Origin of the sequence: Centipeda artemidis DSM 19719 (genome assembly GCF_000426665.1) — a bacterium.
GTDB classification, from domain to species: Bacteria; Bacillota; Negativicutes; order Selenomonadales; family Selenomonadaceae; genus Centipeda; species Centipeda artemidis.
In genome coordinates this window covers 23,826-48,872 of sequence record NZ_AUFU01000008.1, presented here as the reverse complement: position 1 = coordinate 48,872, position 25,047 = coordinate 23,826, and the positions used below count along the sequence as shown (strand labels likewise).

The following is a 25,047-nucleotide window of genomic DNA, read 5'->3' as shown; positions in this document are numbered from 1 at the left end:
ATGCATTCCTTTTTGATCGGGCTTCAATTTCTCACACGGATTCGCCTGGTGTGCCAGACGGAGTGGACGGCTGAGGATTTTGGGCGCAGTACACGTTTTTTCCCGCTCGTCGGACTGGTACTCGGGCTCTGCTATGCGCTTGCCGCGTATGTGCTCCTATATACGATCGGCACGCATACGCTGACGAGCGTCCTGCTGATGCTCCTCCCGCTCATCCTGACGGGCGGACTGCACGCGGACGGTCTGATGGATACGGCGGACGGCGTGTTTTCGGGGCGCGAACGGGAGCGCAAGCTCGAGATCATGAAAGACAGCCGCGTCGGCTCGTTCGGCGTCGTGACCATCGCCGCGATGATGTTCATCCAGTACGCACTGCTCGCCGATATGTTCCCTTTGCTGCTGATTCCCGCGCTTTTCGTCATGCCGATCATCGGGCGGCTTGCCATGGTGATTTCCATCGCTTGTTTCCCCTATGCGCGCAAGGATGGGCTGGGGAAAATCTTTGCGGATATGGCAGATCGGCAGACGCTCCTCATTGCCGCCGTGACGACTATACTGCTCGTCCTGCCATTCGGCATGGGGGCGTGGCTCGCGCTCTTCGCGGGCGTCCTGTTCGCGCTCTTATTCTGCCGGTTCATCACCGGGCAGCTCGGCGGCGTGACGGGGGATGTCTACGGCGCGACAACCGTGCTGACGGAGACCGTAGTTTTATTTGTTTTTTCCGTCGTATCGACGCAGCAAGCGCTCATTGCCGCCTCGATGCAGACGATGTGCTCAGTATTGGAGTTGTTATGGAAATCATTGTAAAAGCGCCCGCATCCTGCGGCGAACTCATCGAAGGTTCTATTGCAGGGACTCCGTTCCTCGTGACTGCCCCCATCAGCGTCTATGCGACGGCGACCGTGTCCGACGCGTTCACCGGGATGCAGGGACTTGGGACAAAGGCGCAGGAAGCGGTCACACGTGCGCTTGCCCTCGTTGGGAAAGACGCCTTGCCGTGGGGGATTCGGCTCGAGTCTCCTGTCCCGCAGGGCAAGGGCATGGCATCCTCCAGTGCGGACATCACCGCGTGCGCATACGCGGCGGCGCGTGCTTTTGGACGGGAGCTGACGGCGCGGGAGCTCATGGACATCGCCATCGCCATCGAGCCGAGCGACGGCATCGCCTTTGAGGGACTGTCGCATGTCAGTCATACGACGGGCGCACTCTTTGGGCAGTACCGAAACGTGCCGCTCATCGGCATCTCCATTTTCGATGTGGGCGGCGAAGTGGATACGATTTCGTATTATCAAAGCAAGAGCGCCGGCGGCAGTCAAGATGACGAGTATCGCCGCCTGCTTGACACCGTGGACAGCGCGTTTCATACGGCGGACTATCGGCAGGAAATTTTGCTCGGACAGGTGGCGACGGCGAGTGCGCGGCTCAATCAAGAGCATCTGCCGAAAGAGGGGCTGGACGAATTTATCGCCCTTGCCAAGGGGAAAGGCGCGCTCGGCGTCAACGTCGCACACAGCGGCACCGTTGTCGGCGTGCTGTGGGAATCGGCACTGCCCGCCGGGGACATCGCGCGGCGGACGGAGCAGATCGCGCAGGAGTTTGCGGGACGGTACAGGTATATGCAGACGGTGCGGCTGATCTCGGGCGGTGTCATCTGCGAGATCAGAGCCTAGAGTAGGATGAAGGGGCGAGAGAAATGACGGAAATCATCATCATTCGGCACGGGGAGACGGAGTGGAATATCACGGGGCGGTTCCAAGGGCATTCGGATGTTCCTCTTTCCGCAGCGGGGCATGAGCAGGCGGAACTGCTGGGGAAAAATATAGCGCTCGACGACATCGATAAAATCTATGCGAGCGATCTCATTCGCGCCGTGGAAACGGCACAGCCCCTCGCCGCGCGTTTTGGGCTTCCCGTAGAGAAGGACGCGGCGCTCCGGGAACTGAACTTCGGCACATGGGAAGGACGCTATTTCAGCGAAATCAATGAGGAAACGCCCGATCTCATGAAGCAGTTCTACAGAGACCCTGAATCCATCGATATTCCGGGGATCGAGAACTTCCAAGAGTTCCGCCGCCGCGTCGCAGGGCGTGTCCGCGAGATCGCCGCGCAGAATAAGGGCAGGCGCATTGTGCTCATCTCGCACGGGGCGTCCATCCGCATTCTGTTCGCGGATATTCTCTCCATGCCCGTGCGCGCGATCTGGCACGTCTCACAGTTCAATACTGCGGTCAACCGCATCCGCTTCGAGGACGACGGCTTCGCCGCGATAACGCTGATGAACGACACGGCGCATCTGTCCGTGTGAGAGGTGTCGTGCGATGAATGTTCTTGCCGTCGGGCTCGGCGGTGCAATCGGCGCCGTGTTGCGCTATCTTCTCGGGCAGGCGATTCCGCGGCTCGCGGGCGGATTTCCGCTCGGCACGTTCTGCGTCAACATCGTCGGCTGTTTTGCTATCGGTGTGATTGTAGCGCTCGCGGGCAGGAACAGCGGAATCGACCCGCGTCTTGTGCTCTTCCTGCAGACGGGAATTTGCGGCGGATTTACAACATTTTCCACATTTTCTCTTGAGACCGTTTCCTTGATGGATGAGGGGAAAATTCCCTTCGCGCTCCTCTATCTGTGCGCTAGTGTTATGCTCGGCATAGGTGTACTCTTAACGGCGCGGTATATGGTGCAGGCATGGGAGTAACATTGATGATGTGCATCCCGGCAAATGATTGCGGGGATTTTCTCTATACAAAAAGGTCACAGAATAGACTTCTGTGACCTTTTTGTATAAAGATATGTCATAGTGACTGTTAGTTCAACGTGAAAGATATGGGAACATTAAAAGTAACTGTGTCATTCGTGGGATTTGGATAGGATCCAACGGCATAAACTGCATTTACAGCAGCCTCATCCAGCATACTATGACCGGACGGACTCGATAATGAGACTCCCGCAATCGATCCGGAAGCAGACACTGTCACTGTAACAATGGGGCGACCTTCCAAACGACGTTTAATTGCCATATAGGGATATTGCTTATTTGCATCGACTGCGCGGCGGAACCCCTCATAATCGAAGGGCGCCTTTTGGACACCGCCGCCGTTGCTGCCGCCGCCACCGCCGCCATCATTTCCGCCTCCACCACCAGCGTTGCTGCCGCCGCCACCGCCGCCGCCGTTACTTCCACCGCCGCCGCCACCGTTGCTGCCGCCATTATTACTGCCGCCGGTGGTATTACTACCGGTATTGGAGCCGGTTTCAGACGATTCGGATGTAGTTGATGACGATCCCGGCGTAGGCAGCGTGACTGCGTCCGGTGTTGGTGTCGTTTGGGGCGTATCGGTTGTTGTGACCGGTGTGGGAACAGTCTGTTGCACCGCTTCAACACGTTTGGCAACCTCTTCAGCCTTTAATGGCTCGGGGAACAGCGACTCGTTTCCACCACCACTTTCACCGCCTCCGCCCGCACTGCCGCCGCCACCTTCGCTAAAATCAGATGTTGCAAGGTCGACGACGTAAACCTGCTGTTCCTGTTGTTTAACAACAACCGTTAGTCCGATTGCCAGGAGGGCAAACAGCACGAGATGCAGCAGAACGGAGACGATATAGGCCTTTCTCCATGAGAGATTTCGATCCATATCTCTATCCCTTCTTTTGTTCTGCGGCAATCGAGAGCCGCTTTACCCCCGCTCCTTTAAGCATATCCATGACTGCGACGACCTGCCCGTGTGCCGTACGTTTGTCCGCCTGCAAAACGACTGCAGCATCCGGATTTGCCTGCATACGGCTCTTCATGATTGCCGCTGACTCCGTGATGCTCACGGGGTTGTTGTCAATAGTGATATGACCTTCTTCATCGAGTGTCATGATGATTGGGAGCTGTGCGGGCGCAGATGCCGACTGAGCTTGAGGAAGCTGTACGGCAAGCGCTTTCTGCGCGACCGTCTGCAAACTGTTCATCATGAAGAAGACAAGCAGGAAGAAGATAATATCGATCATCGGAATAATCATAAATTCCGGCTTCTTTTTCAGCCGATGATTGCCAAAATTCATTATGTTTCCCAGCTTTCTTTCTTTGCAGTAACGACTGTGGAGCACAGACGCTCCGTATCCGTAACAATGGCGTCAAGCTGATGGCTAAAATAGGTATAGACACAGAATGCAATAATAGCAACGCAAAGACCGGATGCCGTTGCAACGAGTGCCTCGCCGACGCCGCCTGTGATCGCGCCTGCACCGCCGCCCTCGTCGAGCACGCTGAACGTCTGGATCATGCCCGTGACCGTGCCGAGCAGTCCGAGCAGCGGAGCGATGGTTACAATTGCACTCAGATAGTCGAGATAACGGCGAAAGTTGATCGCCTCCATCGACATACGATCGGAGAACGCTCCCTTCATTGTCGTCTCCGTCCCTGCGTTCATGAGACCGCTCTCGATGACGCGGCTGATGGCGGATGGGAACTCCTTACAGAGCTTTTCTATGGTATCAAAATCCTTCTGCACGGCAGCATGATAGACACCATGGAAAAATACGCGTGATCCCTTGCGGTTGATGCGGTAGTAGTAAAAACGCTCCACCGCAATTGCAAAAGTAATCAGGGAGAGCAGGAGCAGCGGATACATAACGAGACCGCCGCTCTTAAAGAGATGCATTGCACTAGAAAAACCTTCCATATGATTTTACTCCTCCATATAACATAGATCGTCCATACTTGGGTCGGATTCGCCCCATATTGATAGATACTACCTCAATAGTATCATGAATACGATTATCATTATAGAGACTAAGACAGAGATGTCAATAGAAAATGAATAACTTGATACAATTTTCCTTTTTTGTTGTAAATGTGTCTTTTGACAACATGCAACTTTTTTATTATACTGAGAACGTCAATTGTTCATTTCTATTGGAGGAAAGGAGGTGAATTTTTGTTACTCGAACGCGTATTGCGGTTTTTCATCGTTCTCATCACGGCAATCATCGGCGGGACGCTCTTTGAGCTGCTTGTTCCGACGGCAAACGACTACCTGTCGGCGCCGCTGTGGCGGATGGAGCTCGGGGTGTTCGGGCTCTCGCTCGCGGGGCTCGTCTGCATCCTCGTCGGCACCGTGCTCGGCGGCATCGTCGGCTATCCGCTCGCCCCGTTCTTCACGACCCGTCTCCGGCGGTTTTCCGTCTGGGTCGAGGGGCAGCTTGGCAAGATGCCGATCCGCGACGTGATTGCCGGGGCGATAGGGCTGATCATCGGACTCATCATTGCCCGTCTTTTGGGCGACTCGTTTTCTACGATCCCTATCGTCGGCGATTACATCCCCATCGTGTTCAGCATCGTGCTCGGCTATCTCGGCGTTCACATCATGGTGAAAAAACGTCCGGAGATCGCGGAGGTTTTTGATTTCTTCCCACGGTTTCTGCGCGAGATGGCGCGCAGCCGCGAGGCACGCACGCCCGCGCCCGCACAGATGCCGCAGCGGGAGGGCGGCACGGAGCGCGGGTACAAGGTGCTCGATACGAGCGTCATCATCGACGGACGCATCGCGGACATCTGCGAGACGGGCTTTCTTGAGGGCACGCTCCTCATCCCCGTCTTTGTCCTCGAAGAGCTCCAGCACATCGCGGACTCGGCGGACTCGCTGAAACGCGTCCGCGGACGCCGCGGACTCGACATCCTGCAAAAAATTCGTAAGGAATCTCGTATGAAGGTGGAGATCACCGAGGTTGACTTTGAGGACATCGCCGAGGTGGATTCAAAACTCCTCCAGCTCGCGCAGGAAGTCGGCGGCAAGATCATCACGAACGACTTTAACCTCAACAAGGTCGCACAGCTCCGCGGCGTCCCCGTGCTCAACATCAACGCGCTGTCCAACGCCGTAAAGCCGGTCGCCATACCGGGAGATGTGATGACCGTTCAGATTGTACGCCCGGGCAAAGAGCACGGGCAGGGGCTCGCATATCTCGACGACGGCACGATGATCGTTGTGGACGGCGGATTCCGCTGCATGAACGAAATCGTCTCGGTCGAGGTCACGTCTGCGCTCCAGACAGCGGCGGGACGCATGATCTTCGCCAAGGTGACGCGCTGACGCTAGCGCGGGAAGGAAGAGACATGGTTAGTGTGGTTTTTCCTGCGGCAGGGCAGGCGCATCGGATGCAGGTGGGGCTGAACAAAGTCTTTTTAACGCTCGCTGGCAAGCCGATGCTGCTGCGCACACTGCTCACGTTTTCCAAAGTGCCGGACGTCGGCGAGCTCATCGTCGCTGTCGGCGCGGATGAGGTCGAGCCGGTGACGAGCCTCCTCGGGCGTGTCAAGGGGCTTGCCCCGTGGCGCGTCGTCGAGGGCGGCACGGAGCGGCAGTACTCCATCCGCAACGGGCTTGCGCTCGTCTCGGAGGAGGCGGACATCGTGCTCGTACACGACGCCGCGCGTCCGCTCATCCGCCGCGATACCATCGAAGAGCTGATCCGCGTCGTGCGCGCCGAGGGCGCGGCGATCATCGCCGTCCCCGAGAAGAACACGATCAAGATCGCCGCGGAGGACGGCACCGTCGCCGCGACGCCGCCGCGCAGCTCCCTTTGGCAGGTGCAGACACCACAGGGATTCCGCAAGGACATCCTGATGGAGGCGAACCGCAAGGCGGACGAGGACGGCTTCCTCGGCACGGACGACGCGAGCCTCGTCGAGCGTCTCGGCGTTCCCGTGCGCATCGTCAGAGGGGAGTACAGCAACATCAAGGTCACAACGCCCGAGGACATGGTGGTCGCCGAGGCGATCCTGCGTAACGACATGGGCGCGGGCGAGCTGATGAAAACGGCTGTCCACGAGGCAAAACGGCTGCTCGGCGGCGTCGTCCGCTGTCGGAAAGGGGAGGAAGAATGACACGATTCGGCATCGGCTACGATGTACATCAACTCGTTGAGGGGCGGCGTCTCGTCATCGGCGGGGTTGACATCCCGCACAATAAGGGACTGCTCGGTCATTCGGATGCCGACGTGCTGCTGCACGCCGTCTCCGACGCACTCCTCGGCGCAGCGGCGCTCGGCGACATCGGGCTGCATTTCCCCGACACGGACGCGCGCTATGCGGGTGCCGACAGCGGCGTATTGCTCGCAGAGGTCGCGCGGATCGTGCGCGGCGCGGGCTTTGCCATCGGCAACGTCGACGCCACCGTCGTCGCACAGGCGCCGAAGCTGCGCCCGTACATCGACGAGATGCGCGGCAATATCGCACAGCGTCTCGGCATCGCTGTCGAGGACGTCAACGTCAAGGCGACCACGGAGGAACGGCTCGGCTTTACGGGCGCAGGAGAAGGGATGTCCGCTTACGCCATCGCAGGCGTTGAGCGTGTATAAGGAAATATGGAGGTATACATATGGCAAATCGGTTAAAGGAACTGCTCGGCATCGAGGTTCCCATTTTGCAGGGCGGCATGGCATGGATCTCAGAGGCAAATCTCGCCTCTGCCGTCTCGAACGCGGGCGGCGCAGGCATCATCTCGACGGGCGGACGTACCACCGAGTACACGCGCGATGAGATTCGCCGCTGCCGCAGTCTCACGGATCGCCCGTTCGGCGTCAACGTCATGCTCATGGCGCCGAACAAGGACGAGATCGTCGACGTCATCTGCGAGGAAAAACCCGCATTCGTCACACTCGGCGCAGGCAACCCCGTCCCGTATTTTGAAAAATTCCACGCCGCGGGCGTGAAGGTCATCCCTGTCGTCCCGAGCGTCAAGCTCGCAAAGCGTGTCGAGGAGAAGGGCGCCGACGCCATCGTCGTCGAGGGCATGGAGGCGGGCGGACACATCGGCGTCCTCTCGACCATGCCGCTCATGGAGCAGGTCATCCCCGAGGTTTCGCTCCCCGTCGTCATGGCGGGCGGCTTCGGCGACGGACGCGGACTCGCGGCAGCCCTCCTCATGGGCGCGGCGGGTGTGCAGATGGGCACGCGCTTCCTCATCGCCGAGGAGTGCGTCGTGCATCCGAACGTCAAGGAAAAACTGATCGCATCCGTCGACACCGACACCATCGTCACCGGGAGCACCATCGGTGGCTCTGTGCGCGGCGTGAAGAATAAATTCTCCGAGGACTTCGTCGCGCTCGAATTCTCCGGCAAAGCGACGAAACAGGAACTGCTCGACCGCGCCACCGGCACGAACAAGCTTGCCGCCGTCGACGGCGACGTCGTCAACGGCATGGTACAGGCGGGCGAGACGCTTACCCTCCTGCGCGAGATCGAGCCGGTGCAGACCATTATCGAGCGCATCGTCCGCGAGGCAAAGGAAACCCTCGCAAACGCGCAGAAGATCGAACTCTAACGGCATATAGGGGCGGAGCATGGGGACGGACGAACTCACACCGATGCAGGAACTCGCGCGGCGCGTGATCCTGCTCGAAAAACTGGTACTGCGTCAGCAAAGCCGCATGGACGAGCTCATCCGGCGGATCGAATCGCTCGAGAGCGGAGAAGTCTGCGCTAAATTTACCGCGCAAAAACCGGCGTTCGCGCCCCCTGTCTCCAAAGATGCCGACACGGGCGTCCTTTCCTCCGTCAGCGACCTCCTCGATGAGGAACTAAAGCGCGACCTCGCCCGTGCCTACGGCGCGGAGCCGCCGCCCGAAAAGACCGCGGAGAGCGTGCAGGACAGCCTAACGAACGCCATGGCGCGCGCCGCCGGCAGCTATGCCCGCGCTACGGGCGGGAAAGAACCCGTGCAGAGCGACCGCGCAAAGCAGAACGAAGCCGTACGGAAAAAGACCGCTGATGCCGCCGCGCTCCCGCAGACACCGCCGCGCGAACTGCGTGAAAAAACACCCGCAGAGCGCACGGCGGACTACATCGCCGGCTACAACGCACTCTACGACGTGCAGGGAACTATGTTCCAAAAGAAAAAAGCACAGGACGACTTCATCAAACAATATGAAGTGCAGGGCATGAAGTGCACGAACATGCAGCTTCGTCTCAGCCGTCCCGAGCTCGAGCCGCGCTTCGTCGCGGTCACGCTGCCGCGCGACGCCGACTACTGGGGAATGCCGCTCGGCAACAACCTCTTCGCCGTCGTGCCGAATCCCTTCCTCGTCTACGGCGAGGAGATGCACATCGCGGGTGGAATGCGCGAAGCGTTCAACTCCAATTACCGCCCCGGCACCGTCTACGGCAGATTCACCGTCAAAGAAACCGCCACCTTCCAATTCGGCACCATCGGCAAAGTCTTTCGCCGCGGACAGCTTGAAGTGGAAGTATAACAGTTTCACCATTCAAAAAGGCTATTGTACAGATGCAAAATCATGTGTTTATACAATAGCCTTTTCTATTTTATTAATCACGTACCTGTCTGCCCGCGCCCGCGCCGTCGATGGCGACGGCGACATTCGCTTCGGTGAAGGTTTTCATATCGTTCAGTATGTGCAGGGCGGCGCGTATGATGCCGAACGCGAGCGATCCCGCGGTGCCGATGGGAGGATTGGCATCAAGTTTGATCATATCGGAAAAGATATGGAGGATATAGGGGGCGACGGTGCGATACGGTTCGCAGACCCGGCAGGCGCGGTCTTCGGTCGGCTCGTCGGCGGGGATGATGAGACTGCGCGCGTTGGCGGCGGCTGTCATGATCGTCGATGCGATGCGCAGGTCGGGGGAACCGTCCTCTTCCATGCCGATCAAGAGGATGGGGGCATCTTTGGCAATGCGCTCGATGCTCCGATGCAGACGGATGAGTGCGCTCTCCGTTATTTCATCCGGGAGCGGCAGGACATATATGGGGATGCCGGCATATGAGCACATCGCCACAAGCGCGGTACTCTGCGGCGCAGGCAGCGCGGTGTCGCGGACGGCGAGGATGAGCACAGCCTTTGTATCGACGGGTGGCTGCGGGGTTCTCATTGCACCTGCGAGAACGACAGCGATCCGTTCGAGATAGCCGAGGCTGTGAATGGGCTTTGCGAGGTTGTCCAAACGATATTGACAGGCGTCTATTGCCGCCCCGTCCGGCGAGAGAATTTTGAGCCGTATATTGTCGCTCTCGTCGGCGTTCGCGTCCGATTCGAGCACGGCGGGGTGAATGCCGTCCGCACCTGCGGTTTTGCCGTCGAGCGCATCCCACACGCACAGCATTTGTCGGAGATGGTCAAGTGCGATGGACGATCCCGCCGCCTCGCTCAGGCGGATGTCGAGCCGCAGCATGGGCGTGAGTCCGAGCCGGCGCAGCGCGTGCGGCTGAGACAGCTCGGTCAGCGAGCCGTGCGAGGCGAGCAGGTAATATGCGCAGTCGGGGCAAAGTACGTGGGCGACGAGTGCGGCGGAGGTCGTGTTTGCACCGTCAAGGATGACGAGCATACGGCGGGCGGCGGCGCCGAGGATGATGCCCGCAATGCATCCGAGTTCAAATCCGCCGACTTTCCTGAGGACGTCGAGCCCGTCCGCAGGATCGGGCGTATTGACCGCGAGCGCACGACGGACGATCTCGATCTTATGCGCAAGACGCGCGTCCGAGATGTTCGCGCCGCGTCCCGTGACCTCCTCGGGAGAGAGCCCTAGAATCGCGGCGACGATAGCGGCGCTCGAGGTTGTGTTGGAGATGCCCATTTCGCCCGGGAGGATGCAGCGATCGCCGCGGTCGGCGCAGATGCCCGCAAGCTCTATGCCCGCCTCGACGGCTTTGATTGCCTGCGCACGCGTCATTGCTGCGCCCTGTGTCATGTTCTGCGTGCCGCGCGCGATGCTGCGGTGCACGAGACCCGGGATATGAGCGGTATCGGCATTGACGCCCAGATCGGCGACGATGAGATTTGCATTTGCATAATTCGCCACCGCGTTCGCGGCGCCGCCGTGTGCGACGAGGTAGTTGCACATCATGTTGAGCGTCGTCTCGGGCGGATAGGCGCTGACGCTCTCCGCGGCAACGCCGTGATCGGCGCAGGAGATGACGACACTCGTCTGCGGCGGTGCGGGATGCCGCTCGCCCGTGATGCGGATATAGCGGACGAGGGCGTCCGTGAGACGTCCAAAATCGATGCGGTGATGGGTGAGGAGGGATTCTTTGATCCCTTCGGAAATCGTCGGATCGGGAACCTTGATGTCCCGAACGGTACGTTCTAAGAGTGTCATGCGCGTTTCTTTTCCTTTTCACGTTGCATTTGCAGTTGTTTGAGCGAAAGTCCGATGCGTCCGCGCGTTTCGTCAATGCTGATGATCATGACGTCGAGCACGTCGCCGACCGAAAGGACGTCAAGCGGATGCCGCACGCGGCGTCCGCTCATTTCGGAGATGTGGAGCAGCCCCGCCTGTTTCAGTCCGATGTCGATGAATGCGCCGAAATCCGTGATGTTGCGTACGGTTCCGCGCAGGATGGTGCCGACGGCGAGGTCGGAGAGCTTCACGATGTTTTGCCGTGTGAGCGGTGCGGGCAGATCTTCGCGCGGGTCGCGTCCCGGACGGGCGAGCGCCTTGAGGATGTCCGTGACCGTCGGAACGCCTGCGCCGAGCTTCTTTGCAAGGGCAGCGGCGTCCGTTTGCGCAATTTTGAGCGCGAGGGCAGGGAGTGCGGCACGGTCGGTGAGATCGCCTTCCGCGGCGCACAGCTCCCTGAGCAGGGCGCGCGCGAGGTTATAGGACTCGGGGTGTACGGACGTATCGTCGAGCGGCGTTTCGCCCGCGCGGATGCGCAGAAAGCCTGCACACTGGGTAAACGCCGCGTCGCCGAGACGAGAGACCTTGTGCAGGGTGCTGCGGTTCGTGAATTTGCCGTGCTCGTTGCGGTATGCGACGATGTTCTTTGCGATGGCGGCATTGATGCCCGCGATGCGCCCGAGCAGGGCGGGGGACGCCGTGTTGAGATCGACGCCGACGTGGTTGACGGCATCCTCGACGGTGGCGTCGAGCGTCTCTTTGAGTTCCTTTTGACTGACGTCGTGCTGATACTGACCGACGCCGATCGCCTGCGGATCGATTTTGACCAGCTCCGCCAAGGGATCCTGCACGCGGCGCGCGATGGAGACGGCGCCGCGAATCGTCACGTCGTAGTCCGGCAGCTCCTCTTTTGCGAGCGCCGATGCGGAGTAGACGGATGCGCCCGCTTCGTTCGTGATGAGGTAGTGGACGTTCGCGAGGTTGTTGTCGCGGATGAGGGCTGCGGTGAACTGCTCCGTCTCGTAGGAAGCCGTGCCGTTGCCGATGGAGATGAGCGTGACGCCGTGCTCCTTGATGAGACTGAGAAGCTGCTGTGCGGCGGCGCGGCGGGCGGCATCGCTCTGCGTGACCTGCACGACGCCGCTTGCGCGGACATGCCCTGTCGCGTCGACGACGGCGACCTTGCAGCCCGTGCGGTAGCCGGGATCGAGCCCCATGACGACATGTCCTGCGAGCGGCGGTTGGAGGAGCAATTGTTTCAGGTTTTGACCAAAGATTTTGATTGCCTTTTCCTCCGCCTCTTCGGTGAGACGCGCGCGCAGCTCGCGCTCCAGCGCGGGGAGGAGCAGGCGTTTATACCCGTCCTCGACGGCGGCGCGCAGCTCCGCGGTAAAGATAGAAGGCTGCCGGAGGATACGGCGAGCAATCGTTTCGATATTTTTCTCGTGTTCGATATTGACGCGTACGGTGAGACAGCTTTTCTTCTCACCGCGGTTGATGGCGAGGATGCGGTGCGACGGCAGCGTGCGCACGGGTTCGCTGTACTTGTCGTACATTTGGAATGTCTGCGCGTCCTCCGACGCCGCGTCCAGCGCCGTCTCAAGGACGGCATTTTTCCAAAAATATTCACGCATCTGCGAGCGCAGCGATGCGTCGTCCATGATGGTCTCGGCGAGAATATCGCGCGCACCCGCGAGTGCGTCTGCCGGCGCCCGTACCTCCTGCGCGGGATTTACAAAGGCGGCGGCGTACTCCTCGGGCGTCCCGGTTGTTTCCTTCTGCACGAGCATGGCGTCTGCGAGCGGTTCCAGTCCGCGCGCCCGTGCGACCGACGCCCGCGTACGCTTCTTTTGCTTGTAGGGGCGATAGAGATCCTCCAGCGTTTGCAGTTTTTCCGCCGCTTCAACGGCGGCGCGCAGCTCGTCCGTGAGTTTGCCCTGCTCCTCGATGCGCGCGAGGACTTCCTCCTGTCGTTTGACGAGACCGCGCAGATAGCTCAGCCGTGTCTCGACACTGCGCAGCGTTTCATCATCGAGTGATCCTGTTGCTTCCTTGCGGTAGCGGGCAATGAAGGGGATCGTGTTCCCGTCGTCTAGGAGCGTGATGACCGCATCGATTTGCTGCGGACGGACGGAAAGCTCTTTTGCGATGACGGCAGGAATGTCGGAAATACGCATGAAATCAAACCTTTCTTCATTCGTCAATGTCCTACATTATAGCATGATTTTTGCGGCAAACAAAAGGAACACTCATTTTATAGGACGAATATGACATAGGACTATTGACAGGAATTTTAGGATAGAGTATTATAATACATAAGTAATAATGATTTTAGTTTTGGTATGATTGAAAAGTAGGAACGATTATGCATGCAGATTCGATGCTGACCATGAGTGAAGTCACGGACATTCTCCGTCAAAATAAAAAGAAAGTGACACCGCAGCGCCTCGCCGTCTATGCGGCGCTCGCAGCGACCAAAGAGCATCCAACCGCGGAGACGCTCTACAAGGAGCTGCGCCCGAATTACCCGACAATGAGTCTTGCAACGGTCTATAAGTCGCTCGATGCGTTCTGCGAGATCGGCATTGTACGTGAGCTGAACGTAGGTGAGGAGGCATTCCGTTACGATGCAGACATCTCACCACATCCACATGTGCGCTGCATTGCCTGCGACAAGGTCGCGGACGTGCCCATCACATCGTTGCCTGCACTCGACAAGAACGTTGCGTCAGTGACGGGTTATCGCGTCGTCGCGCAGCAGATGTATTTCTTTGGGTATTGTCCCGAGTGCCAGAAGAAAAAAATCAATCAGAACTGAATATATATCCGCATGATGCCTGCCGTGTTCGGCAGGTTTTCTTTTGCGGGTAGAAAACACCAAAAGAAAAGCACCCGACTGCGAGTGCTTTGTTCGTATCTTACTTATCTGCGCGTACGCCGCGCGAGGATGCGGATGACCTTAGCGCCAGTACTCTTAATCCTGCGAAATGGGGCGACGCGCGTCGTGGTTTTGGGACGGATTTCTGAAGGCGCGCGGAAGTCCCCGCGACGCAGATGAGTGCTCTTTGTTTTGTCGGGCTGGAACGCCCGGCGCATACTGTTTGCAATTGGCTCGAGTGCAGCGTTCTCCGCACAAAGGTAGATGTCGAGAGAGACATGGCGCAGATCCGGGTGTACATGGAGCGCGATGTGACCGTCCGGCAGGAGTGCCATGAGCGATATATGTCCGCCCATCTGCACATCGCTGATCATTTGGAGTGGGACGAGATTCATCTGTGCGAGTGCTTCCGAGACTTTTTCGCGGAGTAATGCCTCATTGCCGCATTTGTCTCCTTTACAATTATAAAAGTCTACCGTCAATAATCTTGATTGAATGGTCATTCGCCTCAGTCTCCTTACCCAGCACATCATCTGTTCTCATTATAGATGAAAGTGACATGTCCGTCAAGGAATCTAGCTGAATTGTCCTAATGTCGTCGTATCTATGAAGCGACATCTTCGTAGATCCTTTCGAAACAAATACCATATCTTGTATTTTCCCATGGCGAATGATATACTAAACGAAAAATTAGGAGGATATCATATCAGTGGAGCGGATAATGGGGAAAGAGCGTGTTGTCGTCGCGATGAGCGGCGGTGTGGATAGTTCTCTTGCGGCGGCGCTGCTCCTTGCACAGGGCTATGATGTCGTCGGGGTTACGATGCGTCTTTCCAATGAGAACCGCGATGTGGATCCGGAAAACGACCGCAGCTGCTGTTCGCTCAGCAGTGTGGATGATGCGCGACGCGTGGCGGATGTTCTGGGGATTCGGCATTATGTGATGGACTTTACGATGCCGTTCCAAACGTCGGTGATCGACTATTTTTTGGATGAGTATCTGCTCGGACGCACACCAAATCCGTGTATTGCGTGCAATCGGTATATTAAATTTGAAGGGCTGCTGCATAAGTCGGCGGAGCTGGGCGCGTCCCATGTTGCGACGGGACATTATGCACGTATTGATTTTGACGGAGGGATGTATCGTCTGCGCAAGGGGAAAGATGTAGATAAGGATCAGTCCTATGTGCTCTATCATCTCAATCAGGAGACGTTAGCGCATGTGCTTCTGCCGCTTGGCGACTTTGACAAGGGGACGACGCGCCGCATGGCGGAGGAATACCGTCTGCCCGTTGCGCATAAGCCGGAGAGTCAAGAAATCTGCTTTGTTCCGCGTGACGATTATAAGTCCTATATGAAGGAAAAGCGCCCGGGGCGATCCGTGCCCGGGGATATTGTCGACCGTGCGGGGAATGTGCTGGGGCATCACGACGGGATTTCATTTTATACGATCGGTCAACGACGGGGCTTAGGCATCGCGGCTCCTCAGCCGCTCTATGTGACGGCGCTTGATGCCGTGCACAATCATGTTGTCGTGGGGACGGCGGAGGAGGTTTTTGCGCGGGAACTTACGGCATCGGATCTGAGTTGGACGATGTGGGAGTCGCTTGACGAGGTGCGTATGGCACACGCGAAGATTCGATACGGGAAGCGTGAGGCAGAGGCACGGATAATGCCTCTTGACGGGAACAGACTACGAGTTCGCTTTACAGAACCGCAGCGTGCGGTGACGCCGGGGCAGTCCATTGTGTTCTACGAGGGAGACGTTGTGCTGGGGGGCGGCGTCATTGATGCTGTGCTTGCGTGATACATTCATCCATGGGGAGAGAGGGGATTCAAATGATGAGCCGCAGTGTAAAGATCAAGATTTCCTGCTTCGTACTGCTTGGTGTTGCGGTATTATTTGCGGGGCTCTTTTGGTATTTTCGCATTCATACCAAGACGCCGGAATATGCCATGGGAGCAATCGTGCAGGCGCTTGACCGGCATGATGAAAATCGCTTCCTGCGCTATGTGCGTTTGGATGAGGTTCTTGACCGGGGCTATGATGATTTCATGGCAGGTACGATTGCGGTGGATTTCGGACAGGGGCAAGAAACGCCTGCGGGACTGGATGATTTCACTAAAATGCTCAAACCGGCCTTTACCAAGATGTTGTATGATGCCATAGAGGCGCGACTGACGACCGGGGAGTTTCCTGCGGTAGATCAGACTGCCGACGGTGCGGAGTCTGAGAATATACTATCGCGTATCGGGCTGCGCGATCTGAGTTTCCGTGAGATTACTGCGCTGAACGTCAATGAGGAAAATAGGACGGCTGTCGCGGAGATCCTTGCCCATCAGGGCGAGGCGGATGCAGATTTCACCTTTCAAGTCGCGCTTGCCCCCTCGGACGAGGGCGACTGGCAGGTAACGGGTATTACGAATCTGTATGAATACGCGGTGTTCTTAGGGAAGGCACGTCGCGCGCACGTGGAGGACTATCTTACTGCAACCGGAGCGATCATTGCTCGACATGATCAGAGTGTACGCTTGGCGCAGCTCAGACTTTACAGTTCGCTTGCCGTTGGAACGCTCGGCAATCAAGCGACACGGGATATGGCACGCAGGATCATGGAGCAGGATATTCTCGTCGACTGGAAGCAGCGGAAGGAAGAGCTTTCTGCGGTGTCCGTACCCCGTAGTATGCAGAGTCTCCAGCAGCTCCGTCTGAAGATATGCGATCTGCACATCGCATATGCGGAGGGCTATGCGGCATGGATGACGGATAAGAATGCGGCGACGATCCGCAGCGCAGAGAGCAGCCTGCGTCAGGCGGAGGTGCTGGAGGTCGAGGAGTCCTTCCTCGTGCAGCGTGCGAAGCGATCGTCCGGAGACAAAATGGAGTGAGGGAGATCTATGACGCTTGATTCGAGTAACGATACGGTTGCGATCCTTTACGATATAGAGAATGCACCCATCGAAATGCTTCAATATACGATAGACAAAGCGCAGCGTTATCAGCCCTGCCGCATGATCGTCGTCTCCGATTGGGAGGCGCATCCGGAGCAAAAGCGATGGGATCGCCTCATGCAGTATCCGGACTTCACCTTTCGGCAGATCAGCCGGACATTTTTCGGTAAAAATTCGCTGGATTCGGCGCTCTATGATTCTGCGCAGATTCTCTATCAAGAGGGCGTGCGAAAATACTTTATCATCACAACGGATTCGGACTTCGTGCGGATTGCGGAGTCGCTGAATGCGCAGGATCCATCCTACATCATCGGTGTCGGGACGAAGCAGGCGAGCGAAGACCTGCGAAATGCGTATAATGAGTTCTTCGTCTATCCGCCGGAACGAAAGATTAAGGGGCGTACGACGAAGAAGAATACAGAAGAAAAAGCGACGGAGGCGGATACAATGGCAAAGAAGAAATCGGATGAAAAGGGGAGCAAGACCGGGCAGAAGCCCGCTGTGGATAAAGCCGCTGTAAAGCAGGAAACAAAGAAACAGCCGGCTCCTGCGAATACCGGAAAGAAGAAGCCGGAGCCGCCTGCAGTGGAAGTAAAACCTGTGAAAGAAGCCGCAAAAGAGATGCAAAAATCGGCAGCCAAAACGAAGAAGAAAGCCGCGGCTCACCCCTCTATGCAGTCTCCGGCAATGCTTGTGAGTACGGCGCCCGAACCGGCGGCACAGGCGTCCGCGGTAAACGGATTCCTTACAGTTCGGTTGCCGAAGACGCTGCGCACCTCGCTCGAACAGAAAATGATCGAGGAGGAGGTTTCTCTTGACGAGCTCGTCACATACCTCCTGATGCGCGGTCTTTCTGTAAAATAACGGAGCATTGAGATGGCGAAGAAAGAGGAGCGTGTCCTCCTGTATCAATTCCCGCCGGAGCATTTGCCTGCGGCACAGACGGCGCTGCGGGCGCTCGGGATTCGCGTGCAGATTCTTCCTCCCGATGCGTGGCGCGAGAAGGTCGGCTATCTGCTGGGGCTCAAGGGCTATCGTCCGGCACTACCGGCGGACGAGGCGCATTTTGATTTCCCCCATGAGGTGATGCTGCTTGAGCATATCCGTGGAAAGCGATTGACAAAGGTACTCACCGCACTTGCGGAGGCGGGGGTGCCGCGCATTTCCTATAAATCCTCGATTACGCCGTACAATACGCTGTGGACGCTGCGCTATTTGTGCGAGCATATGTCGCACGAACACGGCGCAGCGCTGAAGGATGAATCGCGGGACTAGTGGTAAAGGACGGGATGAAATGAAGAAGATTCTTGCGGTGATCGCCGCTTTGGGGCTGTTTTTGACACTCGGCTGCGCTGCGGAAAAGGAGCAACAGGCGGAGACTTTGCCAAAGCTCACCGTTGGACTCATGCCGGATACGGATTCAATCCCGTTCATTATTGCGGAACAGCAAGGATACTTCAAGGAAGAGGGCATTGAGGTTGAACTCATGCCCTTTAAGAGTGCGATGGAGCGTGATGCGGCGCTCCAGAGCGGTAATCTCGACGGTGCGGTCTCCGATCTGCTCGCCGTCATCTTTGCGCGTTCCGGCGGCTTTGCCGTACACGCGACGTCCTACACAGACGGCAGCTACAACCTTATCGCGGGTGGTCATACGGATATTTCATCAGTTGACGGTATGTGCGGCAAGGAGATTGCAATCTCGCGCAATACCATCATTGAGTATGTGACGGATGAAATTCTTGCGTCGCATAAGATGAGTGAACAAGATGTCTCAAAGGTCGTGATCCCGCAGATTCCCGTGCGTCTTGAGATGCTGCAAAGCGGCAATCTTGACGCGGCGCTGCTGCCGGAACCGATGGCGAGCGTTGCCGTGGCGTCGGGCGGGCGCTATATCACGGGATCGGGCGATCTCGGCATCAATCCGGGCGTTATGATCTTTACAGACCAATCGATTCAGGGGAAAAAGTCCTCTATCCGGGCGATGTACCGCGCTTATGATAAAGCGGTGGAGTATCTGAACAACACGCCACGCGAAGAGTATATCGACCTCGTGATGGAAAAGAGCGGCTTTCCCGCTCCCGCGCGCGATGCGTTAAAGCTCAATCCCTATCGTTCGGCAGGGCTTCCGACGGAAAAAGACGTCGAAGAGGCGGCCGGTTGGGTGAAAGGGAAAGACCTCGCCAGAGACTATAGCTATAACGACCTCGTTGTCGATCTCCTTTCGGAGGGGAAATAATGCCGTATCTCTCACAGGAAAACGCGCCCATCCAAGAGGCTCTTGAGCGTATGAAGCGCGCGCGCTTGGTTCCGTTTGACGTGCCGGGGCATAAGCGCGGCAGGGGGAATCCGGAGCTCTCGGCATTCCTCGGCGCAGCCTGTCTGGATGTCGATGTGAACTCCATGAAGATGCTGGACAACCTCTGTCATCCCGTCTCGGTGATCAAGGATGCGGAGACCCTTGCGGCAGAGGCGTTTCGCGCTGCGCACGCATTTTTTATGGTCAGCGGCACAACGGGCTCCGTTCAGGCGATGGTGCTGTCTGCGGTCGGGCGCGGGGATAAGATTATCATGCCGCGCAACGTCCATCGCAGCGCGATCAATGCACTTATTCTGTGCGGCGCGATCCCCATCTATGTCAACCCGGGCATTGACGATACCCTCGGCATTGCGCTCGGGATGTGCCTAGAGGATGTTGCGGCGGCGATTGCACGCCATCCTGATGCAAAGGCGGTCTTTGTCAACAATCCGACCTACTACGGTATCTGCTCCGATCTGCGCGCGATTACGGAGCTGGCGCACGCGCACGGGATGAAGGTGCTTGCGGATGAGGCGCACGGCACACATCTCTATTTCAGCGATCGCCTGCCCGTGGCGGCGATGGATGCGGGCGCGGATATGGCGGCAATCAGTATGCATAAATCAGGCGGCTCGCTGACACAGAGCTCGATCCTGCTCTGCTCCGATCGGATGCCGCTCGGCTATGTGCATCAGATCATCAACATCACGCAGACGACGAGCGCGTCCTATTTGTTGCTCGCAAGTCTTGACATCAGCCGCAGAAACCTCGCGCTGCGCGGGCGCGAGGTGATCGATAAGATCATCGATCTCGTTGCCTATGCGCGGGATGAAATCAATGCTATCGGCGATTACTACGCCTATGGGCGAGAACTCGTGGACGGCGGCGCGGTATTTGATTTTGACACGACGAAGCTATCCATTTTTACGCGCCCAACCGGTCTTGCGGGCATCGAGGTCTATGATATACTGCGTGACGACTACGATATTCAAACGGAGTTCGGCGATATTGCAAACCTGCTCGCCTATGTGTCCGTCGGCGACCGTCCGAAGGATATTGAGCGGCTTGTCGCGGCGCTTGCCGAGATTCGGCGCAACTACCGCAAAGATCCTGCAAAGACGCTGCGCATGGAGTACATGGATCCCGTTGTCGTATGCGGCCCGCAGGACGCGTTCTATGCCGAGAAAGAATCCCTGCCCATCGAGGAGACGGCAGGGCGCATCTGCACGGAGTTCGTCATGTGCTATCCGCCGGGCATCCCGATCCTCGCGCCGGGCGAGCAGATCACGGAGGAGATTCTGACCTATATCCGCTATGCAAAGAAAAAGGGCTGTCAGATAACAGGCCCGGAGGATATGAGCATACGGTGTCTCAACGTCATGACGGAGAGGTGAACGATGGAATTTTGGTATACCGAACAGCATACGCCGGACGTGCGGCTCTCGATTCGTGTGGATCGCCAGCTCTACAGCGGACAGAGCGAGTTCCAGCGCATCGATGTGTTTGAATCACCCGAGTTCGGGCGTTTTTTGACGCTCGACGGCTATATGATGCTGACCGAAAAGGACGAGTTTATCTATCATGAGATGATTGCGCATGTGCCCATGTGCGTGCGTCCCGATGCGGAAAATATCCTCGTCATCGGGGGCGGTGACGGCGGGACGGTGCGTGAATTGCTCCGCTATTCCTCTGTCCGTCATATCGATCTCGTGGAGATCGACGAGCAGGTTGTTGACATCTGTAAAAAATATTTGCCGTTTACCGCGGCGGGGCTTGACGATCCGCGCGTCAGTCTCCACTATGAGGACGGTCTGCGATTTGTACGCAAGCCCGTGAGCGCCTACGATCTCATTATTGTGGACTCGACGGATCCCTTCGGCCCAGGAGAAGGGCTTTTTACAAAGGAATTTTACGGCAACTGCTTCAAGGCGCTGAAAGACGACGGCATCATGGTCAATCAGCATGAAAGCCCTTTTTACGAGCAGGATGCCTATGCAATGCAGCGTATGCACCGGCGCATTGTAACGTCGTTTTCGATCAGCCGCGTATACCAGGCACATATACCGACCTACCCGTCGGGGCATTGGCTCTTCGGCTTTGCGTCAAAGAAATATCATCCCGTTGAGGATGCGGATTTTGCACGCTGGAGAGCCCTCGGCATCAAGACGCGCTATTATAACACGCAGCTGCACGCGGCTTCCTTTGCGCTGCCCAACTATGTGGAGGAGATGCTCGAAGATGTGGAATCGTAATATAGAGACGTTCCTAGGATGTGACGCCGCATATGAAGAGGGGCACATTGTCCTCTTTGGCGCGCCGTTCGACTCGACGACCTCGTACCGTCCCGGCACGCGCTTTGCATCGCGGACAATGCGCGCTGAATCCTATGGACTGGAGACGTACAGTCCGTATCAGGATCTTGACCTTGAGGATGCGCGCGTGTTTGACGGCGGCGATTTGGAGCTGCCCTTCGGGGATACGGCGTGTGCGCTCGGGATGATTCGAGATTTTGCCACGGAAGTCCTGAGGGACGGGAAGCTCCCGTTTCTCATCGGAGGGGAACATCTTGTGAGCCTGCCTGCGATTGAGGCGGCTGCCGAAAAATATTCCGACCTCGCCGTGATTCATTTTGACGCGCATACCGATCTGCGCGACGAATATCTCGGCAACCGTCTGTCACATGCGACTGTTATCCGGCGCGTCTGGGATATTTTGGGGGACGGGCGCATCCATCAGTTCGGCATTCGCAGCGGCGAGCGTGCCGAATGGGAGTGGGCGCGCGCGGGACACACGAACCTGCGTCCCTTTACCTTTGCGGGGCTTTCCGATGCCGTCGCTGCGGTGAAAGGGCGTCCCGTATACCTCACGATTGACCTCGACGTGCTCGATCCGTCGGTATTCCCCGGGACGGGAACACCCGAGGCGGGCGGCGTGACCTTTATCGAGCTGATGAAGGCGGCGCTCTCCGTCATTCACGGATGTCGGATTGTCGCCTGCGATATGGTGGAGCTGTCCCCGCCGCTCGATGCAAGCGGCGCATCTACGGCGACGGCGCTGAAGCTCCTGCGTGAGATGCTGCTCGCGTTCGAGGAGGATTTTATTCGCCCGCAGATCGTATGATATATTTAAGTACCGGTGAAAAGAGAGGTACATTCGCTATGAAGGCGGTTGTCGTTTATGAGGCGGGCGGGGCGCAGCAGCTCGTTTATACGGATGTTCCACGTCCCACAATCAAAGAGGGACGGTCTCTCGTCAAGGTGCGCGGATTCGGCATCAATCATTCGGAAATATTCACGCGGCAGGGACTGTCTCCTTCGGTAAAAATCCCGCGCATCCTTGGTATCGAGTGCGTCGGCACGGTCGAGGAGACGACGGAGCCGGAGCGACTTCCCGTCGGGCGGCGCGTCGTTTCCATTATGGGAGAGATGGGGCGGGCATTTGACGGAAGTTATGCGGAGTACGTCCTGATTCCGAATGCACAGATTTATCCGGTGGACACTGACCTGCCGTGGGCAGAACTGGCGGCGATTCCGGAGACGTACTATACGGCATTTTGTTCACTGGAGAACCTTCGCATTTCGGCGGAGCACAGCGTCCTCGTTCATGGCGGTGCAAGCGGCGTTGGTGTGGCGGCGCTGCGCCTTTTGCGAGGGAAATATCCGGATATGCGTATCGACGGGACAACGCGGCGTGCGGATATGCGGTCATCACTTCTTGCCGAGGGCTATATCGATATTGTGATAGATCGGGACGGACGCCTTGAGACGGAGCGATCCTATGACCGGATTTTGGAACTCATCGATCCCGCAGTGATAAAGGACAGCATGAAACACTTCTGCCGATTCGGCATTCTGTGCAGTACGGGTCAGCTCGGCGGGAAATGGTACTTGGAACAGTTCGACCCCATTATCGATTTGGCAGAGGACAGCTATCTAACCTCGTTCTATTCGGGCAATGTGCGTGAGGGACGCCTCAATGATCTGATTGATTATATCGACCGGTATCGCGTCCGTATTCGCCCCGAAAAAATATTTTCACTTTCGGAAATCATTGATGCACATCGTTATTTGGAAAGCAGAACTGGATTCGGAAAGGTTGTCATCGTCATTTGAATGTTCTGCCCTTGCGTATGTTTTGAACTATGCGCAAGGGCATTTTCTGTTGAAAAAACACGGGAGTGATGATATAGTCTTATAGAATTTGTTTTATTACAATTTGAAAAGAGGTGAACGATGGACTTGTTACAGGCGGTCGTTTCGATATTTGCGGAGCGCGGTCAATTTTTTTTGCAGCTGACACTGGAACATCTTTGGATTTCTGCGTCCGCGATTGGGATTGCGCTTGTTGTCGGCGGCGCGGCGGGGATTTTGATCAGCCGCTACGAACGGGCGGTACAGCCGACGCTCGGCGTGGTGAATTTCCTCTATACGATCCCGTCCATTTCGATGCTGGGCTTTTTGATCCCGTTTTTCGGCGTGGGCAATACGGCGGCGATCATCGCGCTGACCGTTTATGCGCTCCTGCCGATGGTGCGCGCGACACATACGGGGCTCGCGCAGGTCGACCGCTCGCTCGTCGAAGCGGCGGTCGGCATGGGCGGGACGCCGATCTATGTGCTCGCGCGCGTCGAACTGCCGCTTGCACTGCCGATTATCATGTCGGGCATTCGCAATATGGTGACGATGACCGTCGCGCTTGCGGGAATCGCCTCGTTCATCGGTGCGGGCGGGCTCGGCGTTGCGATCTATCGCGGCATTACGACGAACAACCCCGCGCTGACGATCGCGGGCAGTCTCCTCATCGCCGCGCTTGCGCTGGTGCTCGACGCCATCCTCGGCGCATTGGAGCAGGGCGCGAAAAAAGATCTGCATCGGCGCAGGTCGGGTAAATCTCTCGGTATCGCCGCCGGACTTCTTGTGTTCATCGGTCTTGCCGGCGGGGTGCTCTACGGGATGTTTGGAACAAAAGATGTTATCCGCATCGCGACAAAACCCATGACGGAGCAGCTCGTCATGGGAGAGATGCTGAAGCTCCTCATCGAGCAGGACACGAATCTTTCGGTTCGTCTGACGCCGGGCGTCGGCGGCGGAACGTCGAATATTCAGCCCGCTATGGAAAGCGGTGATTTTGACCTCTATCCGGAGTATACGGGCACGGGGTGGAACATGGTGCTGAAGGAAAAACGGGCGTATGACGAGCGATTCTTTCCGTCACTCACGGCGGCATATCGTGAGCGTTATCATATGCGGTGGATCGGCATGTATGGATTCAACGATACGTTTGGCATTGCGGTGCGCCGGGACATCGCGAAGCAATATGGACTGCGAACGTATTCCGATTTAGTAAATGCTGCGCCGGCGCTGACCTTTGGGGCGGAGTACGATTTCTTCGAACGCGAGGACGGATATGCGGGGCTTTGCCGCGCCTATGGGCTCAGCTTTGCGCGGACGATGGATCTCGATATCGGGCTTAAATATAGGGCGCTCGAAAGCGGTCAAATAGACGTTATGACGATTTTCACGACGGACGGACAGCTCCCCGCATCGGATGCCGTCGTTCTTCAAGACGACCGCGGTTTTTTCCCATCCTACCGCTGCGGCAATGTCGTCCGCGAGGAAGTTTTGACCGCACATCCGGAGCTGGCGGATACGCTTGAAAAGCTGACGGATACGATCACGGATGCCGAAATGGCGCGGATGAATTATGCCGTTGAGAGCGCGGGGCGCGAACCGCGTGCGGTGGCGGAAGAGCATCTCCGCAGCAAGGGACTCCTGCGGTGATTTTCTGCCGGGAATATCGACTCGGCG

26 protein-coding genes are annotated in these 25,047 nt (G+C 57.4%); 20 read left to right on the top strand and 6 right to left on the bottom strand.

Translation table 11 applies throughout. The features are described from left to right. From cobS to crcB, 4 genes are read left to right on the top strand one after another with little or no spacing between them, the layout of a single operon-like run. Positions 1–807, top strand: coding sequence for an adenosylcobinamide-GDP ribazoletransferase (gene cobS / locus K341_RS0106070; protein WP_026762188.1), 807 nt, complete (start codon positions 1–3; stop codon positions 805–807). Then, the gene (locus tag K341_RS0106065) at positions 792–1,670 is read left to right on the top strand and encodes a GHMP family kinase ATP-binding protein (RefSeq protein WP_026762187.1); all 879 of its coding nucleotides are present in this window, start codon (positions 792–794) and stop codon (positions 1,668–1,670) included. Before cobS ends, K341_RS0106065 begins: the two co-directional genes overlap by 16 nt. Before the next feature lie 23 nt (positions 1,671–1,693). Further along, the gene (locus K341_RS0106060; protein WP_026762186.1) at positions 1,694–2,305 is read left to right on the top strand and encodes a histidine phosphatase family protein; all 612 of its coding nucleotides are present in this window, start codon (positions 1,694–1,696) and stop codon (positions 2,303–2,305) included. Between the two features lie 13 nt (positions 2,306–2,318). Beyond that, a complete protein-coding gene (gene crcB / locus K341_RS0106055) occupies positions 2,319–2,690 on the top strand; it encodes a fluoride efflux transporter CrcB (protein ID WP_026762185.1) in 372 nt (123 codons plus the stop codon). A gap of 109 nt (positions 2,691–2,799) precedes the next feature. Here the strand turns inward: crcB and K341_RS12295 are convergent, their stop codons facing one another. Genes K341_RS12295 through K341_RS0106040 form a run of 3 tightly spaced genes read right to left on the bottom strand, consistent with a single transcriptional unit; the run spans position 2,800 to position 4,662 of the window. After that, positions 2,800–3,627: an energy transducer TonB gene (locus K341_RS12295; RefSeq protein WP_071604400.1), complete on the bottom strand. Its 828-nt coding sequence runs from the start codon at positions 3,625–3,627 to the stop codon at positions 2,800–2,802. A gap of 4 nt (positions 3,628–3,631) precedes the next feature. Further along, positions 3,632–4,042, bottom strand: coding sequence for an ExbD/TolR family protein (locus K341_RS0106045; protein WP_009348876.1), 411 nt, complete (start codon positions 4,040–4,042; stop codon positions 3,632–3,634). Continuing rightward, complete coding sequence (locus K341_RS0106040; RefSeq protein WP_026762183.1) at positions 4,042–4,662, bottom strand: MotA/TolQ/ExbB proton channel family protein; 621 nt, start codon at positions 4,660–4,662, stop codon at positions 4,042–4,044. Before K341_RS0106040 ends, K341_RS0106045 begins: the two co-directional genes overlap by 1 nt. Positions 4,663–4,917: 255 nt before the next feature. On the opposite strand from K341_RS0106040, the gene K341_RS0106035 reads away from it, so the two are divergent. The 5 genes from K341_RS0106035 to K341_RS0106015 are packed head-to-tail and all read left to right on the top strand — an operon-like array spanning position 4,918 to position 9,232. Beyond that, on the top strand, positions 4,918–6,072 hold the full coding sequence (locus tag K341_RS0106035; RefSeq protein WP_026762182.1) for a PIN/TRAM domain-containing protein: 1,155 nt from the start codon (positions 4,918–4,920) through the stop codon (positions 6,070–6,072). Between the two features lie 23 nt (positions 6,073–6,095). Next, on the top strand, positions 6,096–6,866 hold the full coding sequence (gene ispD, locus K341_RS0106030) for a 2-C-methyl-D-erythritol 4-phosphate cytidylyltransferase (protein WP_009348873.1): 771 nt from the start codon (positions 6,096–6,098) through the stop codon (positions 6,864–6,866). Continuing rightward, a complete protein-coding gene (ispF, locus tag K341_RS0106025) occupies positions 6,863–7,339 on the top strand; it encodes a 2-C-methyl-D-erythritol 2,4-cyclodiphosphate synthase (RefSeq protein ID WP_009752950.1) in 477 nt (158 codons plus the stop codon). The genes ispD and ispF overlap by 4 nt, the downstream gene beginning before the upstream one ends. A 20-nt stretch (positions 7,340–7,359) precedes the next feature. Then, on the top strand, positions 7,360–8,304 hold the full coding sequence (locus K341_RS0106020; RefSeq protein WP_009348871.1) for a nitronate monooxygenase: 945 nt from the start codon (positions 7,360–7,362) through the stop codon (positions 8,302–8,304). Between the two features lie 19 nt (positions 8,305–8,323). Next, positions 8,324–9,232 carry a hypothetical protein gene (locus tag K341_RS0106015; RefSeq protein ID WP_026762181.1) on the top strand — a complete coding sequence of 303 codons (909 nt, stop codon included), beginning with the start codon at positions 8,324–8,326 and terminating at the stop codon, positions 9,230–9,232. Positions 9,233–9,305: 73 nt separating this feature from the next. Here K341_RS0106015 and K341_RS0106010 read toward each other — a convergent pair whose 3' ends face one another. Next, positions 9,306–11,093 (bottom strand): nicotinate-nucleotide--dimethylbenzimidazole phosphoribosyltransferase, encoded by a 1,788-nt coding sequence (locus K341_RS0106010; RefSeq protein WP_026762180.1) that lies wholly within the window; start codon positions 11,091–11,093, stop codon positions 9,306–9,308. After that, positions 11,090–13,291, bottom strand: a complete 2,202-nt coding sequence (locus K341_RS0106005) for a Tex family protein (protein ID WP_026762179.1) — start codon at positions 13,289–13,291, stop codon at positions 11,090–11,092. Before K341_RS0106005 ends, K341_RS0106010 begins: the two co-directional genes overlap by 4 nt. 188 nt (positions 13,292–13,479) lie before the next feature. Here K341_RS0106005 and perR point away from each other — a divergent pair, with 188 nt between their 5' ends. After that, positions 13,480–13,932 carry a transcriptional regulator PerR gene (gene perR / locus K341_RS0106000; RefSeq protein WP_009348866.1) on the top strand — a complete coding sequence of 151 codons (453 nt, stop codon included), beginning with the start codon at positions 13,480–13,482 and terminating at the stop codon, positions 13,930–13,932. Positions 13,933–14,036: 104 nt separating this feature from the next. Here the strand turns inward: perR and speD are convergent, their stop codons facing one another. Continuing rightward, positions 14,037–14,495, bottom strand: coding sequence for an S-adenosylmethionine decarboxylase (gene speD / locus K341_RS0105995; RefSeq protein ID WP_009658518.1), 459 nt, complete (start codon positions 14,493–14,495; stop codon positions 14,037–14,039). A 218-nt stretch (positions 14,496–14,713) separates the two neighbouring features. On the opposite strand from speD, the gene mnmA reads away from it, so the two are divergent. The 10 genes from mnmA (at position 14,714) to K341_RS0105945 (ending at position 25,020) form a co-directional block, all read left to right on the top strand. Further along, positions 14,714–15,799: a tRNA 2-thiouridine(34) synthase MnmA gene (gene mnmA, locus K341_RS0105990; RefSeq protein ID WP_009348863.1), complete on the top strand. Its 1,086-nt coding sequence runs from the start codon at positions 14,714–14,716 to the stop codon at positions 15,797–15,799. Between the two features lie 32 nt (positions 15,800–15,831). After that, positions 15,832–16,881 (top strand): hypothetical protein, encoded by a 1,050-nt coding sequence (locus K341_RS0105985; RefSeq protein ID WP_026762177.1) that lies wholly within the window; start codon positions 15,832–15,834, stop codon positions 16,879–16,881. A gap of 9 nt (positions 16,882–16,890) precedes the next feature. Next, positions 16,891–17,808 carry an NYN domain-containing protein gene (locus K341_RS0105980; RefSeq protein WP_009348861.1) on the top strand — a complete coding sequence of 306 codons (918 nt, stop codon included), beginning with the start codon at positions 16,891–16,893 and terminating at the stop codon, positions 17,806–17,808. Positions 17,809–17,820: 12 nt separating this feature from the next. Then, positions 17,821–18,219 (top strand): DUF3783 domain-containing protein, encoded by a 399-nt coding sequence (locus K341_RS0105975; RefSeq protein ID WP_009658507.1) that lies wholly within the window; start codon positions 17,821–17,823, stop codon positions 18,217–18,219. Between the two features lie 19 nt (positions 18,220–18,238). Then, complete coding sequence (locus K341_RS0105970; protein WP_026762176.1) at positions 18,239–19,180, top strand: ABC transporter substrate-binding protein; 942 nt, start codon at positions 18,239–18,241, stop codon at positions 19,178–19,180. Next, positions 19,180–20,634 (top strand): aminotransferase class I/II-fold pyridoxal phosphate-dependent enzyme, encoded by a 1,455-nt coding sequence (locus K341_RS0105965; RefSeq protein ID WP_026762175.1) that lies wholly within the window; start codon positions 19,180–19,182, stop codon positions 20,632–20,634. The genes K341_RS0105970 and K341_RS0105965 overlap by 1 nt, the downstream gene beginning before the upstream one ends. Before the next feature lie 3 nt (positions 20,635–20,637). Further along, the gene (gene speE / locus K341_RS0105960) at positions 20,638–21,492 is read left to right on the top strand and encodes a polyamine aminopropyltransferase (protein WP_026762174.1); all 855 of its coding nucleotides are present in this window, start codon (positions 20,638–20,640) and stop codon (positions 21,490–21,492) included. Then, a complete protein-coding gene (gene speB, locus K341_RS0105955) occupies positions 21,479–22,360 on the top strand; it encodes an agmatinase (protein WP_026762173.1) in 882 nt (293 codons plus the stop codon). The genes speE and speB overlap by 14 nt, the downstream gene beginning before the upstream one ends. Positions 22,361–22,398: 38 nt before the next feature. Beyond that, entirely contained in the window at positions 22,399–23,352 is a 954-nt protein-coding gene (locus K341_RS0105950; protein WP_026762172.1) for an alcohol dehydrogenase catalytic domain-containing protein, read from the top strand. A 120-nt stretch (positions 23,353–23,472) separates the two neighbouring features. After that, entirely contained in the window at positions 23,473–25,020 is a 1,548-nt protein-coding gene (locus K341_RS0105945) for an ABC transporter permease/substrate-binding protein (RefSeq protein ID WP_026762171.1), read from the top strand. Positions 25,021–25,047 lie beyond the last annotated feature (27 nt).

Excerpts from the sequence above, each read along its gene's own strand:
- K341_RS0106015 (WP_026762181.1), top strand. The coding sequence starts at position 8,324 with ATGGGGACGGACGAACTCACACCGATGCAGGAACTCGCGCGGCGCGTG.
- K341_RS0105975 (WP_009658507.1), top strand. The coding sequence starts at position 17,821 with ATGGCGAAGAAAGAGGAGCGTGTCCTCCTGTATCAATTCCCGCCGGAG.
- K341_RS0106010 (WP_026762180.1), bottom strand. The coding sequence starts at position 11,093 with ATGACACTCTTAGAACGTACCGTTCGGGACATCAAGGTTCCCGATCCG.
- perR (WP_009348866.1), top strand. The coding sequence starts at position 13,480 with ATGCATGCAGATTCGATGCTGACCATGAGTGAAGTCACGGACATTCTC.
- mnmA (WP_009348863.1), top strand. The coding sequence starts at position 14,714 with ATGGGGAAAGAGCGTGTTGTCGTCGCGATGAGCGGCGGTGTGGATAGT.
- K341_RS0106040 (WP_026762183.1), bottom strand. The coding sequence starts at position 4,662 with ATGGAAGGTTTTTCTAGTGCAATGCATCTCTTTAAGAGCGGCGGTCTC.
- K341_RS0106060 (WP_026762186.1), top strand. The coding sequence starts at position 1,694 with ATGACGGAAATCATCATCATTCGGCACGGGGAGACGGAGTGGAATATC.
- speB (WP_026762173.1), top strand. The coding sequence starts at position 21,479 with ATGTGGAATCGTAATATAGAGACGTTCCTAGGATGTGACGCCGCATAT.
- K341_RS0105965 (WP_026762175.1), top strand. The coding sequence starts at position 19,180 with ATGCCGTATCTCTCACAGGAAAACGCGCCCATCCAAGAGGCTCTTGAG.
- crcB (WP_026762185.1), top strand. The coding sequence starts at position 2,319 with ATGAATGTTCTTGCCGTCGGGCTCGGCGGTGCAATCGGCGCCGTGTTG.
- K341_RS0105945 (WP_026762171.1), top strand. The coding sequence starts at position 23,473 with ATGGACTTGTTACAGGCGGTCGTTTCGATATTTGCGGAGCGCGGTCAA.
- ispD (WP_009348873.1), top strand. The coding sequence starts at position 6,096 with ATGGTTAGTGTGGTTTTTCCTGCGGCAGGGCAGGCGCATCGGATGCAG.
- cobS (WP_026762188.1), top strand. The coding sequence starts at position 1 with ATGCATTCCTTTTTGATCGGGCTTCAATTTCTCACACGGATTCGCCTG.
- ispF (WP_009752950.1), top strand. The coding sequence starts at position 6,863 with ATGACACGATTCGGCATCGGCTACGATGTACATCAACTCGTTGAGGGG.
- speE (WP_026762174.1), top strand. The coding sequence starts at position 20,638 with ATGGAATTTTGGTATACCGAACAGCATACGCCGGACGTGCGGCTCTCG.
- K341_RS0106005 (WP_026762179.1), bottom strand. The coding sequence starts at position 13,291 with ATGCGTATTTCCGACATTCCTGCCGTCATCGCAAAAGAGCTTTCCGTC.
- K341_RS0106045 (WP_009348876.1), bottom strand. The coding sequence starts at position 4,042 with ATGAATTTTGGCAATCATCGGCTGAAAAAGAAGCCGGAATTTATGATT.
- K341_RS0105980 (WP_009348861.1), top strand. The coding sequence starts at position 16,891 with ATGACGCTTGATTCGAGTAACGATACGGTTGCGATCCTTTACGATATA.
- speD (WP_009658518.1), bottom strand. The coding sequence starts at position 14,495 with ATGACCATTCAATCAAGATTATTGACGGTAGACTTTTATAATTGTAAA.
- K341_RS0106020 (WP_009348871.1), top strand. The coding sequence starts at position 7,360 with ATGGCAAATCGGTTAAAGGAACTGCTCGGCATCGAGGTTCCCATTTTG.
- K341_RS0105950 (WP_026762172.1), top strand. The coding sequence starts at position 22,399 with ATGAAGGCGGTTGTCGTTTATGAGGCGGGCGGGGCGCAGCAGCTCGTT.
- K341_RS0106065 (WP_026762187.1), top strand. The coding sequence starts at position 792 with ATGGAAATCATTGTAAAAGCGCCCGCATCCTGCGGCGAACTCATCGAA.
- K341_RS0105970 (WP_026762176.1), top strand. The coding sequence starts at position 18,239 with ATGAAGAAGATTCTTGCGGTGATCGCCGCTTTGGGGCTGTTTTTGACA.
- K341_RS0105985 (WP_026762177.1), top strand. The coding sequence starts at position 15,832 with ATGATGAGCCGCAGTGTAAAGATCAAGATTTCCTGCTTCGTACTGCTT.
- K341_RS12295 (WP_071604400.1), bottom strand. The coding sequence starts at position 3,627 with ATGGATCGAAATCTCTCATGGAGAAAGGCCTATATCGTCTCCGTTCTG.